The sequence below is a fragment of the Leifsonia sp. Soil_N53 genome (genome assembly GCF_057655165.1).
On sequence record NZ_JBDGMM010000063.1, the window covers coordinates 181,923 to 199,225 of the forward strand.

At 69.5% G+C, this 17,303-nt stretch carries 15 protein-coding genes; 6 read left to right on the forward strand and 9 right to left on the reverse strand.

Annotated features, from left to right (window positions below; all coding sequences use genetic code 11):
• Positions 1 to 11 precede the first annotated feature (11 nt).
• Positions 12 to 1,355 carry an isochorismate synthase gene (locus tag AC3A3H_RS13020; RefSeq protein ID WP_487614971.1) on the reverse strand — a complete coding sequence of 448 codons (1,344 nt, stop codon included), beginning with the start codon at positions 1,353 to 1,355 and terminating at the stop codon, positions 12 to 14.
• A 124-nt stretch (positions 1,356 to 1,479) separates the two neighbouring features.
• Between AC3A3H_RS13020 and AC3A3H_RS13025 the strand changes: the two genes are divergently transcribed.
• The 4 genes from AC3A3H_RS13025 to AC3A3H_RS13040 are packed head-to-tail and all read left to right on the forward strand — an operon-like array spanning position 1,480 to position 5,951.
• Positions 1,480 to 2,340 carry a demethylmenaquinone methyltransferase gene (locus AC3A3H_RS13025; RefSeq protein ID WP_487614972.1) on the forward strand — a complete coding sequence of 287 codons (861 nt, stop codon included), beginning with the start codon at positions 1,480 to 1,482 and terminating at the stop codon, positions 2,338 to 2,340.
• Positions 2,341 to 2,361: 21 nt separating this feature from the next.
• A complete protein-coding gene (locus AC3A3H_RS13030; RefSeq protein WP_487614973.1) occupies positions 2,362 to 3,420 on the forward strand; it encodes a polyprenyl synthetase family protein in 1,059 nt (352 codons plus the stop codon).
• Positions 3,421 to 3,438: 18 nt separating this feature from the next.
• Positions 3,439 to 4,821: an FAD-dependent oxidoreductase gene (locus AC3A3H_RS13035; protein ID WP_487614974.1), complete on the forward strand. Its 1,383-nt coding sequence runs from the start codon at positions 3,439 to 3,441 to the stop codon at positions 4,819 to 4,821.
• A gap of 47 nt (positions 4,822 to 4,868) precedes the next feature.
• Positions 4,869 to 5,951, forward strand: a complete 1,083-nt coding sequence (locus AC3A3H_RS13040) for an alpha/beta hydrolase (protein ID WP_487614975.1) — start codon at positions 4,869 to 4,871, stop codon at positions 5,949 to 5,951.
• Here the strand turns inward: AC3A3H_RS13040 and AC3A3H_RS13045 are convergent.
• The 7 genes from AC3A3H_RS13045 to AC3A3H_RS13075 all read right to left on the reverse strand — a co-directional run bounded on the left by AC3A3H_RS13045 (position 5,857) and on the right by AC3A3H_RS13075 (position 14,253).
• The gene (locus AC3A3H_RS13045; RefSeq protein WP_487614976.1) at positions 5,857 to 6,354 is read right to left on the reverse strand and encodes a YajQ family cyclic di-GMP-binding protein; all 498 of its coding nucleotides are present in this window, start codon (positions 6,352 to 6,354) and stop codon (positions 5,857 to 5,859) included. The two genes, AC3A3H_RS13040 and AC3A3H_RS13045, sit on opposite strands and share 95 nt — an antisense overlap.
• A 117-nt stretch (positions 6,355 to 6,471) precedes the next feature.
• On the reverse strand, positions 6,472 to 7,563 hold the full coding sequence (locus AC3A3H_RS13050) for a mandelate racemase/muconate lactonizing enzyme family protein (RefSeq protein ID WP_487614977.1): 1,092 nt from the start codon (positions 7,561 to 7,563) through the stop codon (positions 6,472 to 6,474).
• 38 nt (positions 7,564 to 7,601) lie between these two features.
• On the reverse strand, positions 7,602 to 8,426 hold the full coding sequence (locus AC3A3H_RS13055; RefSeq protein ID WP_487614978.1) for a carbohydrate ABC transporter permease: 825 nt from the start codon (positions 8,424 to 8,426) through the stop codon (positions 7,602 to 7,604).
• The gene (locus tag AC3A3H_RS13060; protein WP_487614979.1) at positions 8,423 to 9,349 is read right to left on the reverse strand and encodes a carbohydrate ABC transporter permease; all 927 of its coding nucleotides are present in this window, start codon (positions 9,347 to 9,349) and stop codon (positions 8,423 to 8,425) included. The genes AC3A3H_RS13055 and AC3A3H_RS13060 overlap by 4 nt, the downstream gene beginning before the upstream one ends.
• Before the next feature lie 72 nt (positions 9,350 to 9,421).
• A complete protein-coding gene (locus tag AC3A3H_RS13065; protein WP_487614980.1) occupies positions 9,422 to 10,741 on the reverse strand; it encodes an ABC transporter substrate-binding protein in 1,320 nt (439 codons plus the stop codon).
• Positions 10,742 to 10,782: 41 nt separating this feature from the next.
• On the reverse strand, positions 10,783 to 13,323 hold the full coding sequence (locus tag AC3A3H_RS13070; RefSeq protein WP_487614981.1) for a hypothetical protein: 2,541 nt from the start codon (positions 13,321 to 13,323) through the stop codon (positions 10,783 to 10,785).
• Between the two features lie 168 nt (positions 13,324 to 13,491).
• On the reverse strand, positions 13,492 to 14,253 hold the full coding sequence (locus AC3A3H_RS13075) for an IclR family transcriptional regulator (RefSeq protein WP_487614982.1): 762 nt from the start codon (positions 14,251 to 14,253) through the stop codon (positions 13,492 to 13,494).
• A 165-nt stretch (positions 14,254 to 14,418) separates the two neighbouring features.
• Between AC3A3H_RS13075 and AC3A3H_RS13080 the strand changes: the two genes are divergently transcribed.
• A complete protein-coding gene (locus AC3A3H_RS13080; RefSeq protein WP_487614983.1) occupies positions 14,419 to 14,844 on the forward strand; it encodes a GlcG/HbpS family heme-binding protein in 426 nt (141 codons plus the stop codon).
• Positions 14,841 to 15,884 (forward strand): D-2-hydroxyacid dehydrogenase, encoded by a 1,044-nt coding sequence (locus AC3A3H_RS13085; protein ID WP_487614984.1) that lies wholly within the window; start codon positions 14,841 to 14,843, stop codon positions 15,882 to 15,884. Before AC3A3H_RS13080 ends, AC3A3H_RS13085 begins: the two co-directional genes overlap by 4 nt.
• A gap of 7 nt (positions 15,885 to 15,891) precedes the next feature.
• On the opposite strand, the gene AC3A3H_RS13090 is transcribed toward AC3A3H_RS13085, so the two are convergent.
• Positions 15,892 to 17,277 carry an FAD-dependent oxidoreductase gene (locus AC3A3H_RS13090; protein WP_487614985.1) on the reverse strand — a complete coding sequence of 462 codons (1,386 nt, stop codon included), beginning with the start codon at positions 17,275 to 17,277 and terminating at the stop codon, positions 15,892 to 15,894.
• Between the last annotated feature and the right edge of the window lie 26 nt (positions 17,278 to 17,303).

Below are 17,303 nucleotides of genomic sequence, written 5' to 3' on the forward strand. Positions count from 1 at the left end.
GCGCGGGTCGCTCAGCCGAACGCTTCGACGATCGGGCGGAACTTCATGGTCGTCTCCGCGTACTCCTTGGCGGGGTCGGAGTCGGCCACGATGCCCGCGCCGGCGTAAGCCGTGAGGTCGCCGCTCTCGTCGAGCTGGGCGCACCGCAGCGCGATCGCCCATTCGCCGTCGCCGTCGCCGCCGACCCAGCCGACCGGGCCGGCGTACCGCCTGCGGTCGAACGGCTCCAGCTCGCGGATGAGCGCGATCGCCTCGCGCGTCGGCGTGCCCGCGACCGCGGCGGTCGGGTGGAGCGCGTCCGCGAGGTCGAGCGAGCTCGACCCGTCGCTCAGCGTGCCGGCGATGTCGGTGGCGAGGTGCCAGAGGTTGGGCAGCTTGAGGGTGAACGGCTCGTCGCTGGCCGCGAGGTCCGCACTGTGCGGACGGAGCGCGTCCAGCACGCTGGACACCGCGAAGCGGTGCTCACCCTGATCCTTGGCCGACCCCGTCAGCGCCTGTGCCGAAGCTCGGTCGCTGTCGGCGTCGCGGCCGCGGGACATCGTGCCGGCGAGCACGCGCGCGGTCACCGTGCCGTGGTGCACCCGCACCAGGGTCTCCGGCGAGGAGCCGATCAGCCCGTCGACCGCGAACGTCCAGCAGTCCGGGTAGCCGAGGGCCAGCTCGACCAGCGCGCGCCGCACGTCCGATTCGAGGGGGAGGTGCGCGGACAGCTCCCTGGCCAGGACCACCTTGGAGAGGTCGTGTTCGCGGATCCGCTCCACCGCCGTCGCGACGGCCGACTCGTAGCCGCCCTCGTCGAGTCCGGCGGGGAGAAGGCTCAGCCGGTACTCGTCCCCGAACGCGATCGGCCGGGGGAGCTCGTTCCGGGTGCGGGAGCGTCGGTCGAGCGCAGCCGTCGCATCCGTACCGTCGACACGTCCCGCGGCAGCGCCGGGCTCGCCGGGCTCGGCGGATTCGTCCACCCGCGTGATCCGGGTGATCCAGCTGCGTCCACCGCGTCGCCCGAGGACGACCTCCGGCACGATCAGGACACTCGTGGCCGAGCTCTCGTCGTCGAACGCGAACGTTCCGAACGCGACCAGGCCGGTCCCCGGCGTTCGGACGGAGTCGGTGACGGTCGCCGCCTGGACGGTCGCCCGCCACGCGTCGGACGCCCGGCGGATGCGATCCGGGCCGCGGAACTCGAGCCGCAGCGCCTCGCCGATTCCGGCGATCCCCTCGCCTTTGCGGATCCACACCAGGGGCCGGCGGGAGTCGAGGAACGGAACGAGATGCCGGACGTCGTCGAGGGGGGTGGTCTCGACCGACAGGGCGGTCACGCCCGTAGCCCGGCGGGTGGTCGAGGGTGCGCTCACCGGACCAGCCTACGCCCGGGCCGCTGGGCGCCGGATGCGCGGCGGCTGGACGTTGGCCCGGTGGTGCGTGCGTCCTCGGCCGCGCGGAAATGCGCGGTATGTCGCCGCAGCCTAAGCTGGGGGGGTGAGTAAGGCCGACCTCAGCAAGCAGCCCTCCCAGGTCGCCGCCATGTTCGACGAGGTGTCGACCCACTACGACCGGACCAACACCGTCCTCTCGATGGGCAATGCGACGCTGTGGCGCCTGGCGACGACGCGGGCCGTAGGGCCGCGCGCCGGCGAGACGATCCTGGACGTGGCGGCGGGGACCGGCACCTCCAGCGCGTCCCTGGCGCGCAACGGCGCGAGCGTGGTCGCCGCCGACTTCTCGGAGGGCATGATCGAGGTCGGTAGACGCAGGCAGGCCGACAACCCGTTCGTCAGGTTCGTGCAGGCCGACGCGACGGCGCTGCCGTTCGACGACGACACGTTCGACGCGGTCACGATCTCGTTCGGCCTGCGCAACATCGTCGACCCGCGTGCGGCGCTCGCCGAGTTCTACCGGGTGACCAAGCCGGGCGGCCGGGTCGTGGTGTGCGAGTTCTCCCAGCCCCCGCTCGCCGCGGTGCGTGCCGGATACGGGGCCTACCTGAGGTACGGCATGCCCGTCCTGGCGCGCGTGGCGAGCTCCAACCCGGCGGCCTACGAGTACCTGATGGAGTCCATCGAAGCCTGGCCGAACCAGCAGGCGCTGGCGTCGTGGCTGCGCGACGCCGGCTTCGAGCGCGTCGCCTGGCGCAACCTCACCGCGGGCATCGTGGCGCTCCACCGCGGCTGGAAGCCGGTTGCTGTTCAGGCGAAGCCCGCGGTGAAGAAGGCCGCCGCTGCGAAGTCTGCTGCCAAGCCCGTCACGAAGTCTGCGGCTGCCAAGCCTGCCGCTGTGAAGCCCACCGCCGCGAAGCGCACCACCGCCAAGCCCGCCGCCGTCCCAGCCGAGGGGGAGTAAGTGCCACGTAGCGTTCCGGTTGTGCGGCGACCCGCGTCGCTCAGCAGCCAGCTCGGCCTGACCGAGCGGATCTTCGTCCGCGGCGAGGACCGTCAGGTCGCGAACGCCGTCGACGACGGTCTCGCGCAGGTCGAAGAGGCGTTGCACCGCGAGATGCGGTTCGCCGACAACCTCGCCGACGTCACCACTCGGTACCTCCTGGAGGCGGGCGGAAAGCGCGTGCGGCCGATGCTCACGCTCCTCACCGCGCAGCTCGGCGACGGCAACACCCCGCGCGTGCTGCAGGCCGCGCAGGCGGTCGAGATCACCCATCTCGCCTCGCTCTACCACGACGACGTGATGGACGACTCGCAGATGCGCCGCGGAGTGCCGACGGCGCAGTTCGTCTGGGGCAACTCCGTTGCCGTGCTGACCGGCGACCTCCTGTTCGCCCGGGCCAGCAAGCTCGTCTCCGCTCTGGGCGAGCGCGCCATCCAGCTGCAGGCCGACACCTTCGAGCGGCTGTGCCTCGGGCAGCTCCACGAGACCATCGGACCGCAGGACGGCGAGGACCCGATCGCGCACTACATCCGTGTGCTCCAGGACAAGACCGGGTCCCTCATCAGCGTGGCCGCCCAGATGGGCGTGGCGTTCTCGAACGCCGACAGGGCGTACGAGCAGCCCGTCGTGACCTTCGGCGAGAAGATCGGCGTCGCGTTCCAGCTGATCGACGACGTCATCGACCTCTCGTCCGTCGGCGTCGCCGAGACCGGCAAGACCCCGGGCAACGACCTCCGGGCAGGCGTCGCCACGCTCCCCGTACTGAAGCTGCGGGAACGCGCCGCCACCGACCCCGGGGCGCGCGCTCTGCTCGAACGGCTCGAGCGCGACGTCATGGGCACCGCCGAGGAGGGCGAGATCACCCCCGCGGCCACGGCGGCCATCGCCGCCCTGCGCGAGCACGAGGTCACGACGGACACGCTGGAAGAGGCGCACCGCTGGGCGCGGGAGGCGGTCGAGGCACTCGCGCCGCTGCCAGACGGCCCCGTGAAGAAGGCGCTCGTGCGGTTCGCCGACACGATCGTCGAACGTTCGAGCTGAGCACGAAGGAATCAACGCATGACGAAACTGCGACTGGCGATCGTCGGCGCCGGCCCGGCCGGGATCTACGCCGCTGACATCCTGCTCAAGGCGGAGCGGGGCTTCGACGTGTCCATCGACCTCTTCGAGGCCCTCCCCGCGCCGTACGGGCTCGTGCGCTACGGCGTCGCCCCCGACCACCCGCGCATCAAGGGCATCATCACGGCCCTCCGCGAGGTGCTCGACCGCGGCGACATCCGCATCTTCGGCAATGTGACCTACGGCGTGGACATCACGCTCGACGACCTCAAGCGGCACTACAACGCCGTGATCTTCGCCACCGGGGCCGTGCACGACTCCGACCTCGACATCCCGGGCATCGAGCTCGGCGGCTCGTACGGCGCGGCCGACTTCGTGAGCTGGTTCGACGGCCACCCCGACGTGCCGCGCACCTGGCCGCTGGAGGCGAAGTCCGTCGCCGTGATCGGCAACGGCAACGTGGCGCTCGACGTCTCGCGCATCCTGGCGAAGCACGCCGACGACCTGCTGCCGACGGAGATCCCGGACAACGTCTACGAGATCCTCAAGAGCTCGCCCGTGACCGACGTGCACGTCTTCGGACGGCGCGGCCCGGCGCAGGTGAAGTTCACGCCGCTGGAGCTGCGAGAGCTCGGCGAGCTGCGTGACGTCGACATGATCCTGTACGACGAGGACTTCGAGTACGACGAGCACTCCAAGGACGCGATCGCGAGCAACAAGCAGGTGATGGTCATCGACCGCGTCCTGCAGCAGTGGCGTCAGCGCGAGGTGGGCGCGGCCTCCCGGCGGCTGCACCTGCACTTCTACGCGAAGCCGCTCGGCGTGCTCGGCGACGAGGACGGGAACGTGCGCGCGATCCGCTACGAGCGCACCGAGTCCGACGGCGCCGGCGGCGTGCGCGGCACGGGGGAGATCCGCGAGCTGGAGATCCAGGCGCTCTACCGCGCTGTCGGTTATTTCGGCTCGCCGCTGCCGGGGATCCCGTTCGACAAGAAGCACGGCGTGATCCCGAACCACGAGGGCCAGGTGCTGCGCAACAGCGACAACGAGCGGATGTACGGCGTGTACGCGACGGGGTGGATCAAGCGGGGCCCGGTGGGCCTCATCGGTCACACCAAGTCGGATGCGATGGAGACGATCAAGCATGTGATCAACGATCAGGGCAACTGGTGGTCTCCCGTTGACCCCTCCGAGGAATCTGTGGAGAAGTTGCTGCGCGACCGGGGTGTGGAGTACACGAACCTGAACGGCTGGCACAACCTCGACACCCACGAGCAGGCGCTCGGCGCCGCGCGCGGGCGCGCCCGGATCAAGGTCGTGCCGCGCGAGGACATGCTGCGGGCGTCGAACGGCGCCGCGGTGGAGGCCGCGCCGGCGGAGTAGAACGCAGGTGCTCGCCGACCGGCCGTCCGATCTGGCACGCTGAGGGCATGGTCGGCCCTCACGACTGGCGCCCGGACATCCTCGGCGCCGGGTTCCAGCAGGCGACGCTCCCGCTCGGCCACGACGCCGAGGGCGAGGTCGTCGCGACGCTCGTGCGCTACGAGCCGTGGCCGCACCTCGCCGACCTCCGGCCGGGCCGCCCCGCCGACGAGACCGACGTGCTGTACGTGCACGGCTGGTCGGACTACTTCTTCCAGACCGGGCTCGCGCGGTTCTGGCACGACCAGGGCGCCCGGTTCTTCGCGCTGGACCTGCGCAAGTACGGCCGCAGCCTCCGGCCGGGCCAGACACCCGGATTCGTCGACTCGCTCGACAGCTACGACGCCGACATCGAGGCCGCACTGACCGCGATGGGCCACGCGGAGGGCGAGCGCTCCCACCGCCGGCTGATCCTGCTCGGGCACTCGACGGGAGGGCTCACGCTGAGCCTCTGGGCGGACCGGCATCCCGGCCGGGCGTCCGCACTCGTCCTCAACAGCCCGTGGCTGGAGTTCCAGGCGCACTCGGCCGGCCGGGCGATGCTCGCCCCGCTGGTCGACCTCCAGTCCCGGATCGAGCCGAAGGCCGCCATGCCGAACGTCGACCTCGGCTTCTACACCCGCTCGGTGTCGCGGACGCTGGACGGCGAGTGGGACTACGACCTGGCCTGGCGCCCGGTGCGCGGCTTCGCCGTCCACCCCGCCTGGCTCACCGCCATCCTGGCCGGCCACACCCGCGTGGCGGCGGGCCTCGCTATCGACGCGCCCGTGCTCACGCTGCTGTCGGCACGGTCGACGCTGCTGCCGTACTGGACGGAGGACATGCTGAGCTCGGACGTGGTGCTGCTCGTGCAGGACATCGCCGTGCGGGCGCTCCGGCTCGCGCCCACCGTGACCGTCGCCCGCATCGACGGGGCGCTCCACGACGTGTTCCTGTCGCGGGAGCCCGCGCGCGCCGCGGCCTACGGGCAGGTCGTCCGCTGGCTGCGCGGCGCGCTCAGCGGAAGTTCACGAACTGCAGGGCCACATCCAGGTCGGCTCCCTTCAAGAGGGCCATTGTCGCCTGGAGGTCGTCCCGGCTTTTTGAGCTGACGCGCAGCTCGTCGCCCTGGATCTGCGACTTGACGCTCTTGGGCGCCTCGTCGCGGATCAGCTTGTTGATCTTCTTGGCGGCGTCCTGCTCGATGCCGTCCTTGAGGCCGACCTCGATGCGGAACTCCTTGCCCGACGGGTACGGCTTGCCGGTGTCGAGCGACTTGAGGGTGATGCCGCGCTTGATGAACTTGGACTCGAGGACCTCGAGCACCGCCTTCACGCGCTCCTCGGTGTTGGCCTTGAGCAGCACCTTCTCGCCGCTCCACTCGACCGAGGCGCCGACGTTCTTGAAGTCGTAGCGCTGCTCGACCTCCTTGCGCGCCTGGTTGACGGCGTTGTCCGCCTCCATCTTGTCGACCTTGCTGACGACGTCGAACGAGGAGTCTGCCACGATAATCATCCCAACTTGATCACGACTGCTGACCGGGCCGGTGTCCTCCGAACCGGAGGCGGCCACGAGTGAGTGCAGGCGAATGCGCTGCGATCACCGTTCCATCTTACGAACGTGGAGCGAAAGTCACGCGCTCGCTGTGACAGTCGCGGCTTTCAGGAACTCGGGTTCGATGTCGACGCCCCAGCCCGGCCGCGTCGGGAGCGCCACCTCGCCGTCGACGACCTCGAGCATCGGGGAGTAGATCCCCTGCGACCACGACGGCTTCTCCGCGCTCCACTCCTGGTACTGGCTGCACGCGGGCATGGCGATGGCCAGGTGCAGGCTGAACAGCTGGAGCATCGAGTGGTTCGCGCAGTGCGGCGTGCAGGGAATCCCCGCGGCCTCCGCCATGATGGCGACCTTGCGCGCTCGGGAGACCCCGCCGATGTAGCCCACGTCGGGCTGGACGATGTCCACGGCCCGCATCGCGAGCATCCGGCGGAACTGCGAGAGGGAGTAGTCCTGCTCGCCGCCCGACACGGGGATGTCGAGAACGGCGGCCACGCTCGCCGTGCCCTCGATGTCGGTGTAGGGCAGCGGCTCCTCGAAGTGGAAGTAGCCGTAGTCCTCCAGGATCCGGCCCACCCGGACCGCGCGGGCGGCCGAGAACCCGCCGTTGGCGTCCGCGCTGAGTTCCACGTCGTCGCCCAGCACATCCCGCATCACGGGGATGATGGCCTCGGTGCGTCCCGGCCACTTGTCGACGTCGGCGCCCATCTCGAGGCCGACGCGTGTCTTGACGGCACGGAAGCCCTTGTCGGCGATCTGCTCCGCGATCCGCTCCGCCTCCTCCTCCGGGGTCGTGGTGCGGATCATGCTCGACACGTACATCGGGACGCTCGTGCGGGCGGCTCCGCCGAGGAGCCGGTACACCGGCTGCCCCGCGGCCTTGCCGAGCAGGTCCCAGAGGGCCGTGTCCAGGCCGCCGACAGCGCGGTGCAGGAAGCCGCCGAGGAACTTGTAGTGGGTGCGCAGGGTGCGGTTCACCAGCGCTTCGACGTCCCAGGGCTCCTGCCCGAGGAACAGCGGGGCCACCATCGTGTGCAGCACCTGTTCCGTCAGTGCCGCCTCGTAGGGCGCCGTCTGCCCCCAGCCCTCGTGCCCGTCGTCGGTGGACACCCGCACCAGCAGGACCTGGTCGCGGAGGAACGTCTCGATGCGGTCGATTCGTGTCATTGCCTACTCCTAGTGTTTCCGGTTTCGGGAGGCCGCGGTCAGCCTTTCAGGCCGCTGCCGAAGCTCTTGATCATGTAGCGCTGGAAGAGGAAGAAGAGGAGCAGCACCGGCAGGCTCGCCATCACCAGCCCGGCGAAGACCTTCCCCCAGTCGGCCCCGTACTCCCCGACGAAGCCGTAGATGCGCACCGGGATGGTGACGGTGTCCGTGCCGCCAAGGTAGAGCAGCGGGGTGAAGAACTCGTTCCACACTCCGATGCCGTTGAGGATCACGACCGTGGCGGTGACCGGCAGCAGGAGCGGGATGAGCACGCGCCAGAAGATCTGGAACGAGGTTGCGCCGTCCACGCGGGCGGCCTCCTCGTACTCCGCCGGGATCTGCTTGATGAAGCCGGTGTAGAGGATGACGGTGAGCGGGAGGTGGACGCCGGCGCTGATCAGGATGATGGCGAGCGGGTTGCCGGTGAGCCCGATGCTCGCCATGATCCGGTAGAGCGGCAGCAGCCCGATCTGGAACGGGACCATCAGGCCGGCGGCGATGATCGCGTACAACCGCATCCCTGCGGCCCCGCGCGAGCGCGCGAAGTAGTAACTGCCGGTGGCGCCGCAGATGACCAGGACGACGACCGAGGTCACCGTGATGGTGACGCTCGTGATGAAGGCGGAGCCCAGCTCGCCCTGGGTCCATGCGCCGATGAAGTTGTCGAGGTTGAACGAGGTCGGGAATCCCATCGGGTTCTGCGCGACCTCGGGGGCGGTGCGGAAGCCGACGGAGATCAGCATCCACAGCGGGAAGGCGAACGCCGCCGTGACGGCGATCATCACGATTTCGAGGACGAGCGTCCTCCAGGTGTAGCGGTTCATGTGGCGTTCCGATCGCGGAAGAGGCGCATCTGCGTGAACGAGATGACAGCGGTGAGGAGGAACACGACGACACCGAGTGCGATGCCGGAGCTGAACTGGTTGAACTGGAACGCCTCGAAGTACAGCAGCGTCGACAGGGTCTGGGTCGAGTAGCCGGGACCGCCCTGCGTGGTCGCCATGACCTGGTCGAAGAGCTTGAACGACATGATCAGCGACAGCGTGATGTTGATCACGAGCGGGGTGCGCAACAGCGGCCAGGTGATGTGCGCGAACCGCTTCCAGGCTCCCGCGCCGTCGAGCGCCGCGGCCTCCGTGATCTCCTCGGGGATGCCCTGCATGCCCGCGAGGAAGATCACCATCGAGTAGCCGGCGTGCTGCCAGATCACCACGATGATGACGCCCCAGATCGCTGTCGCGGGGTCGCCGAGCATGTTGAGGTTGGGAATGCCGACGAGCTTGGCGAGGCTCGCGATGGGGCCGTTCGGGATGAAGAGGAACTGCCACAGATAGCCCACGATGATCGGAGTCATCACCACGGGGGCGAACAGGAAGGTCCGCAGCACGTTCCTCGACTTGATCCGGCTGTTCACGCCGGCCGCGAGGGCGAGCCCGATGGCGTTCTGGACGATGGTGATGACCACGGCCATCAGCAGCGTGTTGCCGAGGGCCTGGATGGTCTCGGGGTTCTTGAACAGGGCGACGAAGTTGTCGAAGCCGATGAAGGAGGGGGCGGCGCTGATGCCGTCCCAGTTGGTGAAGGCGTAGTAGACGCCGAGGATGGTCGGGATCGCCACGATCGCCGTGAAGAAGGCGAGCGCGGGGAAGGCGAACCACGGTGAGATCCCGAAGCCCTTCCGCCGTGCGGTGCGCGTCGCGATGCGCTCGGTCGGGGGCGTGGGCGGTGCCTGGGTGATGGTGGTCATGGAGAGTTCCTTCTCTCGACAGGACGGCCCCGTTCGGCGGGTGCGGAACGGGGCCGTCCCGGCGCGGTCAGATCACTTGCCGCCGAAGGATGCCTGGACGGCGGTCAGGACACCGTCGACGGTCTCCTTGCCGTTCAACAGGTTCTGGCATTCCGCGATGATGGTCTGCTTGACCTCGGGGTTGGGCCAGAGGGCGGTCGGGAACATCAGGACCTTGCCCTGCTTGTACAGCTTGCCGGCGCCGTCGAGTTCGGCCGGCACCTTCAGATTCTTGTCCACGCTGTACGGGAAGCCGAAGTTCGCCTGCGCGTCCAGCGCCTCATGCTGAGGTGTTCCCATGTAATCGACCAGGGCCACGGCCGCAGCCTTGTTCTTCGACGTCGCGGAGACGCCCCACGCGCTGCCGGGGTTGGCGGTCAGCACCAGGTCGGAGGCCTTCTCGGTGGCGGGCAGGGTGGCGAAGTCGAGCTTCATCTTCGGAGCCAGGGTCCGGAGTGCGGGGAGCCCGGCGCTGATGAGGTACGTGCCGACGGCCTTGCCGCTCGCGACCATCTGCTTGACCGCGTCTTCGGAGTACCCGGTGACGTTGTCCTGGAAGCAACCGGCCTTGATCATCTGCTGGTACTCGGTCAGCGCCTTCTTCAGCGAGCTGTTCCAGACGGTGGAGTCGGTCCACGTCTCCTGGCCCTTGCCGAGCTTGGTGAGGTAGTTCGGGTCCTTGGTGTAGGCGATCGAGTTCGCGAGCTGCGCCGGGATGCCGTAGGCCAGATATCCGGTCTGGGCGCCCAGCGCGATCAGCACCGAGCCCTTCTTGCGCACGTCCTTGCAGGTGTCGATGAGTCCGGAGAACGTCGTCGGCGGGGTGATGCCGAGCTCCTTCATCTTGGCCGTGCTATAGAAGTAGCCGTAGGGGTTCTGGACGGTGGTCAGGCCGTAGAGCTTGCCGTTCAGGCTGGTCAGGGTCTTGGCGGCCGGGTCCATGGTCTTCGCCCACGGCTCCTTGCTCAGGTCGGCGAGCTTGCCGGCTCCGCCGAGGATCTGGGCCGCCATCGCGTTGCCCGAGCCCGTCCAGATGTAGATGACGTCCGGGCCCTGGCCGGCGTTCAGCTGCGCGCGGATCTGGGCCTGATAGGTGTTCGACACCGACTGGACGTCGCGGATCGTCACGCCGGGGTGCGCCGCCGTGAACTTCTTGAGGGTGTCATCGGTGAACGGGTTCCCAGACAGGTAGGAGACGGTGAGGGCGCCGCTCACCGAACTCGAACCCGTCGCCGAAGCGGAGGATTTCGCCTGCGAGCCGCCGGAGCAGCCGGCAACGGTGAGGGCGACCACGGCACTTGCTGCGACGGCGGCGAGAGCGCGCATCGCTATCTTGCTGCGGAACATCTTCATTCCATTCTCTTTGTGGTGAGGTGTTGGTGCTGCGATCTGCATCACGCAGCGGCGACGACCCGATACGGTCTGCCACTGAGGTCATCCCCGAGCTCGGGATGGTTCACGGGCGGCCGGCCGGGCAGTTGCAGCGTGGCGTACCACTGCAGCGGGTAGGTCGCGGACGTCTCTGCCGGGACGACCAGGCTGACCACGCCTTGTGAGCTGGTCGCACGGGCGGTCTCCCATTCGGCGCCCTGGTTGAGCGGGCGCACGTGGAAGACGACGTCGCCGCCGTCCGGCAGCCCGTGGACGTGGAGCTGGAAGTCCCCGGACTCGTCGTGCCGGGTCTCAGAGAGCGAGATCCCGCTGATCCGGGCATCGACCGTCGTCGGGTCGGCTGCCGGCGTTCCGGTCTCGTCGGTCCGCAGGGCTCGCAGTTCGGCGAGCTCCACGTCGAGCTGTTCCAGCCGGTCCCGCCAGTGCCCGCGCTCGGTCGGCCGGTCGCCGAATCCGAGGTCACGGAAGTAGACGCCGTCGGCCTGTCGCACGACGGCGGCGAGCGCTGCGCGCGACGCCTCGAGGTGCTGGAGGGCCGCCGCGAGCCGGCCGGCGTCGCCGGTGCGCTGGAACAGCTCGAACTGCACGCCACCGCGCAGCCGCCGCGCCTGCATCCGGCCCAACTCGGCGAGGATCGCGACATCGACGGCGATGCGCCGGCGCTGCGGACCGTCTGCGCCGTCCGGCCGGATCGCGGCCGCCTCGGCGAGGGCCGTCTCGCCCAGTCGCTCGATCGTGTCCGCGACCCAGAGCGGGGTGATGCGGCCGGAGGGAGCTCCGTCGATCATCCCGTCGACGAACTGCCGGGTGGTGTCGAAGAGTTCGGGGTCGAACGGACTCGCACCCGCCCAGTCGTGGGGCTCCGGAGTGTCGAACGCGTACGGATGCTCGATCGACGTCAGCAGGGGGAGGTTGACGGGCACCTCCGGCCAGTAGTAGTTGCAGGAGGCGCTGATCCCCACCGCGACGGTCGTCAGCGGGAGGATGCGCCCGGCGGCGGACAGCGCGGGCTCGGCCGCCTCGCCCACGGTGGCGCGCAGGTAGCGACGCCACTCCTCCGGGTCGGCGTCCGGGTTGTAGAGCAGCCGCCCCCAGAGCCGGTAGGTGTAGGCGTACTTGCGCCAGTCATCCGCGGGCGACTGGTGGAGCTCGTCGTCGACGTACAGATCGCGGGGCCCGTGGCCGGAGTTCTTGCGGCCGCGGAAGGTCAGCGGTTCGCAGAGCTCGACCCCCTGGGCGCCGCCGATGGTGCCCTCGCGGCCGTAGCCGGCGAACAACTCCGGGTCCGCCCAGAGCAGGAGCCGCTGGGTTCCCGGCCACATGCGGAAGATCAGGTCGGTCTTCCGGGAGCTCGGAAGGAAGTCGCCGTATCCGTAGCGGGTGAAGCGCCGGGTGTTCCGCGTCACCCCGGCGAGGCCGTCGGTGTCCGCCGGGCGCGCTCGCTCGAGATCCCGGACCCGGGCCTGGTGATAGGGGAGTCCCTGGTGCTCTGCCCAGTACTTCGGGGAGAGGCTGACCCGGTCGACGGCGGCGTGCGCCGCGTCCAGCAGTTCGGCGTCGACGCCCTTGGCGTGCATGTCGAGCGTGACCGGGCGGTCGCAGGAGGCCAGGCCGGCGAAGATCGTCGTCCAGAAGTCCACGCGCCCGGCCTCGTGCACGCCGCCCTCGTAGTGCACCCGGAAGGTGACGCCGCCGATGCTCGGGCACTCCGCGAGGATCGCAGACAGCGCTTGGGCCGAGTACTCCGCGGTGTCGCTCTCGGCGAGTCCCCGGATCGGGTACCGCAGGTTCTGGTTCGCCTCGAGCTCGGGCTGCACCGCGTGACTCCACAGGCCCAGGAAGAACTCGATGCCCCGCTCCGCTGCCGCGTCGCTGGCGAAGCGCAGAGCGGCCAGGTTGCGCGCGCGCTCGTCCGCGTCCACTCCGACGGCGCGGACCTGCCAGCCGGGCAGGTCGATCAGGAACGGATAGGCGAACCCGAAGTAGTTGTCGTAGACGCCCGGGTCGTGGGAGTAGTTGTACGGCATCCCGAGCGCGAGCTGCATGCGGTTGATCCGGTTGGCGGCCAGGTGATCCAGGTAGTTCGTCCAGAAGTCGCGATCCCTGTACCAGTCGAGGTCGAACGCGTCGCTGGAGAAGGCCCGGAGGACGGAGCGCACCGGTGTCGCCGGGGTGGAATCCGCGTCGGCGAGGTGGAGCAGTTCGGCCACTGGGTCGGTCGCGTACCGGATCCGGTCGGCCAGTTCAGTGATGCCGTAGGCCAGTCCCCGCGATGCGCCCTGCACGGTGATGGAGTCGTCCGTGCGCCGGAAGCGGAACGCCTCGTCGTCGGCGAAGGCCGCTCCGGGGGTGGGCTCCAGCGTGATGATCACGCGCGCTGTCGTCGCGTCGGTGACGAGCGCGCCACCGCGGTCGTCGACGGCCCGTCGCAGCTGTTCGATCGCCCAGGGGAGTGGCTGTTCGGTGGCGGATTCGCCGGGGATGCGGAGCGCGATCGAGAGGAAGAGCTCACTTCCCACGGGCGTGTTCCGGAGATTTTCCATCGACGTTCCGACCTCCTCGTCAGCAGGGCTCGCTTGAGCCACGCGTTCGACACTACCCCGATTATCCGTAGATTGGAAAATGCTTTTCATTTTCCGTCGAATGCGAGCGCGCAGTCGACTGCCGGACAGCCGCCGATGTCGGCGCCCGGTGCGTTGGGAGTGGAGGAGTTAGCCGGCGTCCCCGCCTGCGCCGAACGCGTCTCGCAGCGACTGTGCGGTCTCGTTCAGGGCGGGCACGATCCAGTCCGCGGATTCGAGCGTGATCCGGCTGTCAGGACCCGAGACGGACACCGCGGTCATCGAGGCGGGGCCGGGGACCGCAATGGCGAAGCAGCGCACCCCGACCTCCTGCTCGCCCTCGTCGATGGAGTAGCCGCGCGCGCGGATCGCCGCCAGGTCGGCCAGCAGAGCGGCCTCGTCCACGATCGTGTTCGCCGTGTAGCGCGGCAGCCCGGTGCGCCGGACGATCTCGATGACCTGGTCGTCGGGCAGCTGGGCGAGCAGGGCCTTGCCGACGCCCGTCGAGTGCGGATACACGCGGCGCCCGACCTCGGTGAACATCCGCATCTGGTGCCGGGAAGGCACCTGGGCGACATAGGTGACCATGTCCCCGTCGAGGACGGCGAGGTTCGCGGTCTCGCGCACGGACCTCTCCAGCCGCTCGAGAGAGGGCCGCGCCCAGGTCGCCATGAGGGCGTTGGCCTGCTCGCCGAGCCGGACCAGTCCGGGGCCGAACGCGTACCGGCGGGACGGCAGCTGGCGGACGTAACCGAGTCGCAGGAGGGTGCGGATCAGCCGGTGGATGGTGGGGAGCGCGAGCCCCGAGGCGTCGGCGAGCTCGCTGATCCCGGCTTCTCCGCCGCGCTCGCCCAGGATCTCGAGCAGGCCGAAGGCACGCTCGACCGATTGAACCCCGCCACTCTCCGCCATGGAAGACCTCCGATGACAATCATATGGAAAAAGATGTTCCATACATTGCGGGCATCCGAGCGAGTAATTCCACAGGTCGGAAACTATCTTCCAATGACGTGCTACGCTCGGCTGCGCTGACATATTCGACACCGGCGTCCGGCACGCCGACGACTGGAGCGCCCGATGAGCACCTTCTACTCAGTTCCCACCGTGAGCTACGAGACCGCCGCGCGTGCCGTGGCGATCGGCCTCCGACTGGCGGAGGCCGCCGGTGTCAAGGCCGTGGTGACGGTGATGGATCCCAGCCTCGTCCTGGTCGCCGCCGGCCGGGCCGACGGGGCACCTCCGCACAGTGTGGAGACGAGCCGGCGCAAGGCGATCACCGCGTCCTCCACACGGAAGGCCAGCGCAGCGATGCCGCCGGAGTCCGTCACGCTGCTGGAGCACGGCACCGGCGGCCTGCTCACCGGCATCAAGGGCGGCGTCCCGCTGGTGTTCGACGGCGTGCACACCGGCGGTCTCGGCATCGCCGGCGGCACGCCCGATCAGGATGCCGCGATCGCAGCCGCGACCCTGGCCGAACTCGGCACCGACGGGTCCGGAGTGTGACCACGGCCGTGGGGCGGCGCCCGGTCCCACTCGTGATCGCGTCGCCCCTCCACACCGAGCTCGTCGACGTCATCCGCGCGGTGGACGACCGGCTCGACGTGATGTTCGACCCCGACCTGCTCGCCGTGCCGCAATACGCCGCCGACCACGCCGGCGTGTTCCACCCGCTGACCCGGGAGCAGGACGCGCGGTGGCACAGCATGCTCGCGCGCGCGGAGATCGCCTTCGACTTCGATCGCAGGGAGCCGCACCTGGCGGCGCAGAACATGCCGAACCTGAGGTGGATCCAGGCGGCGAGCTCCGGGCTCGGTCAGGCGATGCCGCAGTTCGACCTGGACCTGGACCGGGTCGCCGTGACCACGGCGGCGGGCGTGCACGCCGAACCGCTCTCGGAGTTCGTGCTGGTGGCTCTCCTCTATTTCGTGAAGGACATCCCCGGCCTGCTGCAGAAGCAGCGCGAACGCGACTGGACCCGGCACGTGAGCCGGACCTTGTCCGGGCTGCGCGTCGGGGTGGTCGGAACGGGAGCGGTCGGCTCCCGGACGATCGAGAAGCTCCGATTCCTGGGCGTGGACGCCGTACCGGTCGTCCGTTCCAAGGGGAGCGCCGACCCCGGACGGCCGGGGAGTGTCACCGTCGCGCAGCTCGCCGGGCTCGCCCCGGGGCTGGACGCCCTGGTGCTCGCCCTCCCGCTCACGCCGAGCACCGAGCGCGTGATCGACGCGGAGGTCATCGCGGCCCTGAAGCCCGGGTGCGTCATCGTGAACATCGCTCGCGGCCGGGTGGTCGACGAGCCCGCGCTGATCGCCGCGCTGGAGACCGGGCACCTGGGCGGCGCGGCGCTCGACGTCACCTGGCACGAACCCCTGCCGGGCGATTCGCCCCTGTGGACACTGCCGAACGTGCTGATCTCTCCGCACTCCGCCGCGATGGCGGCCGACCAGAACAGGCAGATCGTCGAGCTCTTCTGCGACAACCTCCGCCGGTACCTGGCCGGCCGGCCGCTCCGGAACGTCTATGACGCGCGCCGCGGATACTAGTCGCCGTTCAGGCGACGATCACGCCCAGCACCTCGTTGAGCGCCTCCGTGCTGCTGGGGTGGGTGTAGATCGCGGACTTCAGCTCCGCCGCGGTGACCTTCTGGCGCATCGCGAGCGCCACGAGGTTGATGATCTCCTGCGCGTCGATGCTGAGGATGGCGGCGCCGAGGAGCTGGTCGGTGTCGGCATCGAGGATGAACTTCATCACGCCGCGGGTCTCCTCGACCGTGTAGGCGCGGGGCATGGCGACGATGTCGGCCACCATTTCGCGGGCGACCTTGATGTTCCGGCCCTCGGCGCGCGCCTCCTTCTCCGTCAGCCCGACGGTCGCCAGCGGAGGCGTGATGAACAGGGTGCGCGGCACGGCGACGCGGTCGGCGGTCGACCGGGTCCCCTCGCCGAGCAGCTGGTCGATCACGATGCGGGCGTCGTCAAGGGACACGTAGGTGAACTGCGGGCCGCCGTTGACGTCGCCGAGGGCGAAGATGTGCGGCTGGCTGGTGCGCAGGTGCTCGTCGACGATGATCGCGCCGCGATCGGTGGTCGCCACGCCCGCCGCGGCGAGGTTCAGCCGCTCCGTGGCCGGGCGGCGGCCGGTGGCCGCGAGGAAGCCGTCGGCGGTCACCGAGTGCGACTCGCCGTCCTTCGTGTAGTGGATGGTCGCCGCGTCGGCCGTGTCGGTGACGCCGGTGACGACGGCTCCGGTGACCAGCGTGATGCCGTCCCCGGCGAGGATCCCGGTCGCGACCTCGGCGACGTCGTCGTCCTCCTTCGGCAGCAGACGTTCCGCGGCCTCCAGGATGGTGACCTCCGACCCGAAGTGCCGGTAGATGGAGGCGAACTCGAGCCCGAGGTAGCCGCCGCCGATGATGACGAGGTGCGACGGCAGCGCGTCCGCCTTCGTCAGCTCGGTGCTGCTGACCGCGTGCGGACTGGAGGCCAACCCCTCGATCGCCGGCACGATCGGCTCGGAGCCCGTGTTGACCAGGATGGTCGGAGCGGTGACGGTGATCTCGTCGTCGCCCTTCCCGATGGCGACGGTGTGCGCGTCGACGAAGCGGGCGGCGCCGGTGATGACCGTGGCGGTGTCCTTGCCGTCGAGGGCCTCGAAGTTGCCGGCGCGGAACGACGCGGTGAGCGCGCGGACGCCCTCGATGGAGTTCGCGAAGAACTCCTGGGCCTCGTCCTCCAGCCGCTTGGAGGTGGAGTAGTGCACCAGCATCTTGGTCGGCACGCAGCCGACGTTGGGGCAGGTGCCGCCGTACATCTCCTCGGACTGCTCGACGAGGATGACGCGCTTGCCCGCGTCGGCGAGAGCGTGCGCCGTGGTCTTGCCGCCCTTGCCGAATCCGATGACGAGGACGTCCGCTGTGAGAGCTGTTGTGGTGTTCATAGCTCCCAGTGTCCCCGCATCCAGCG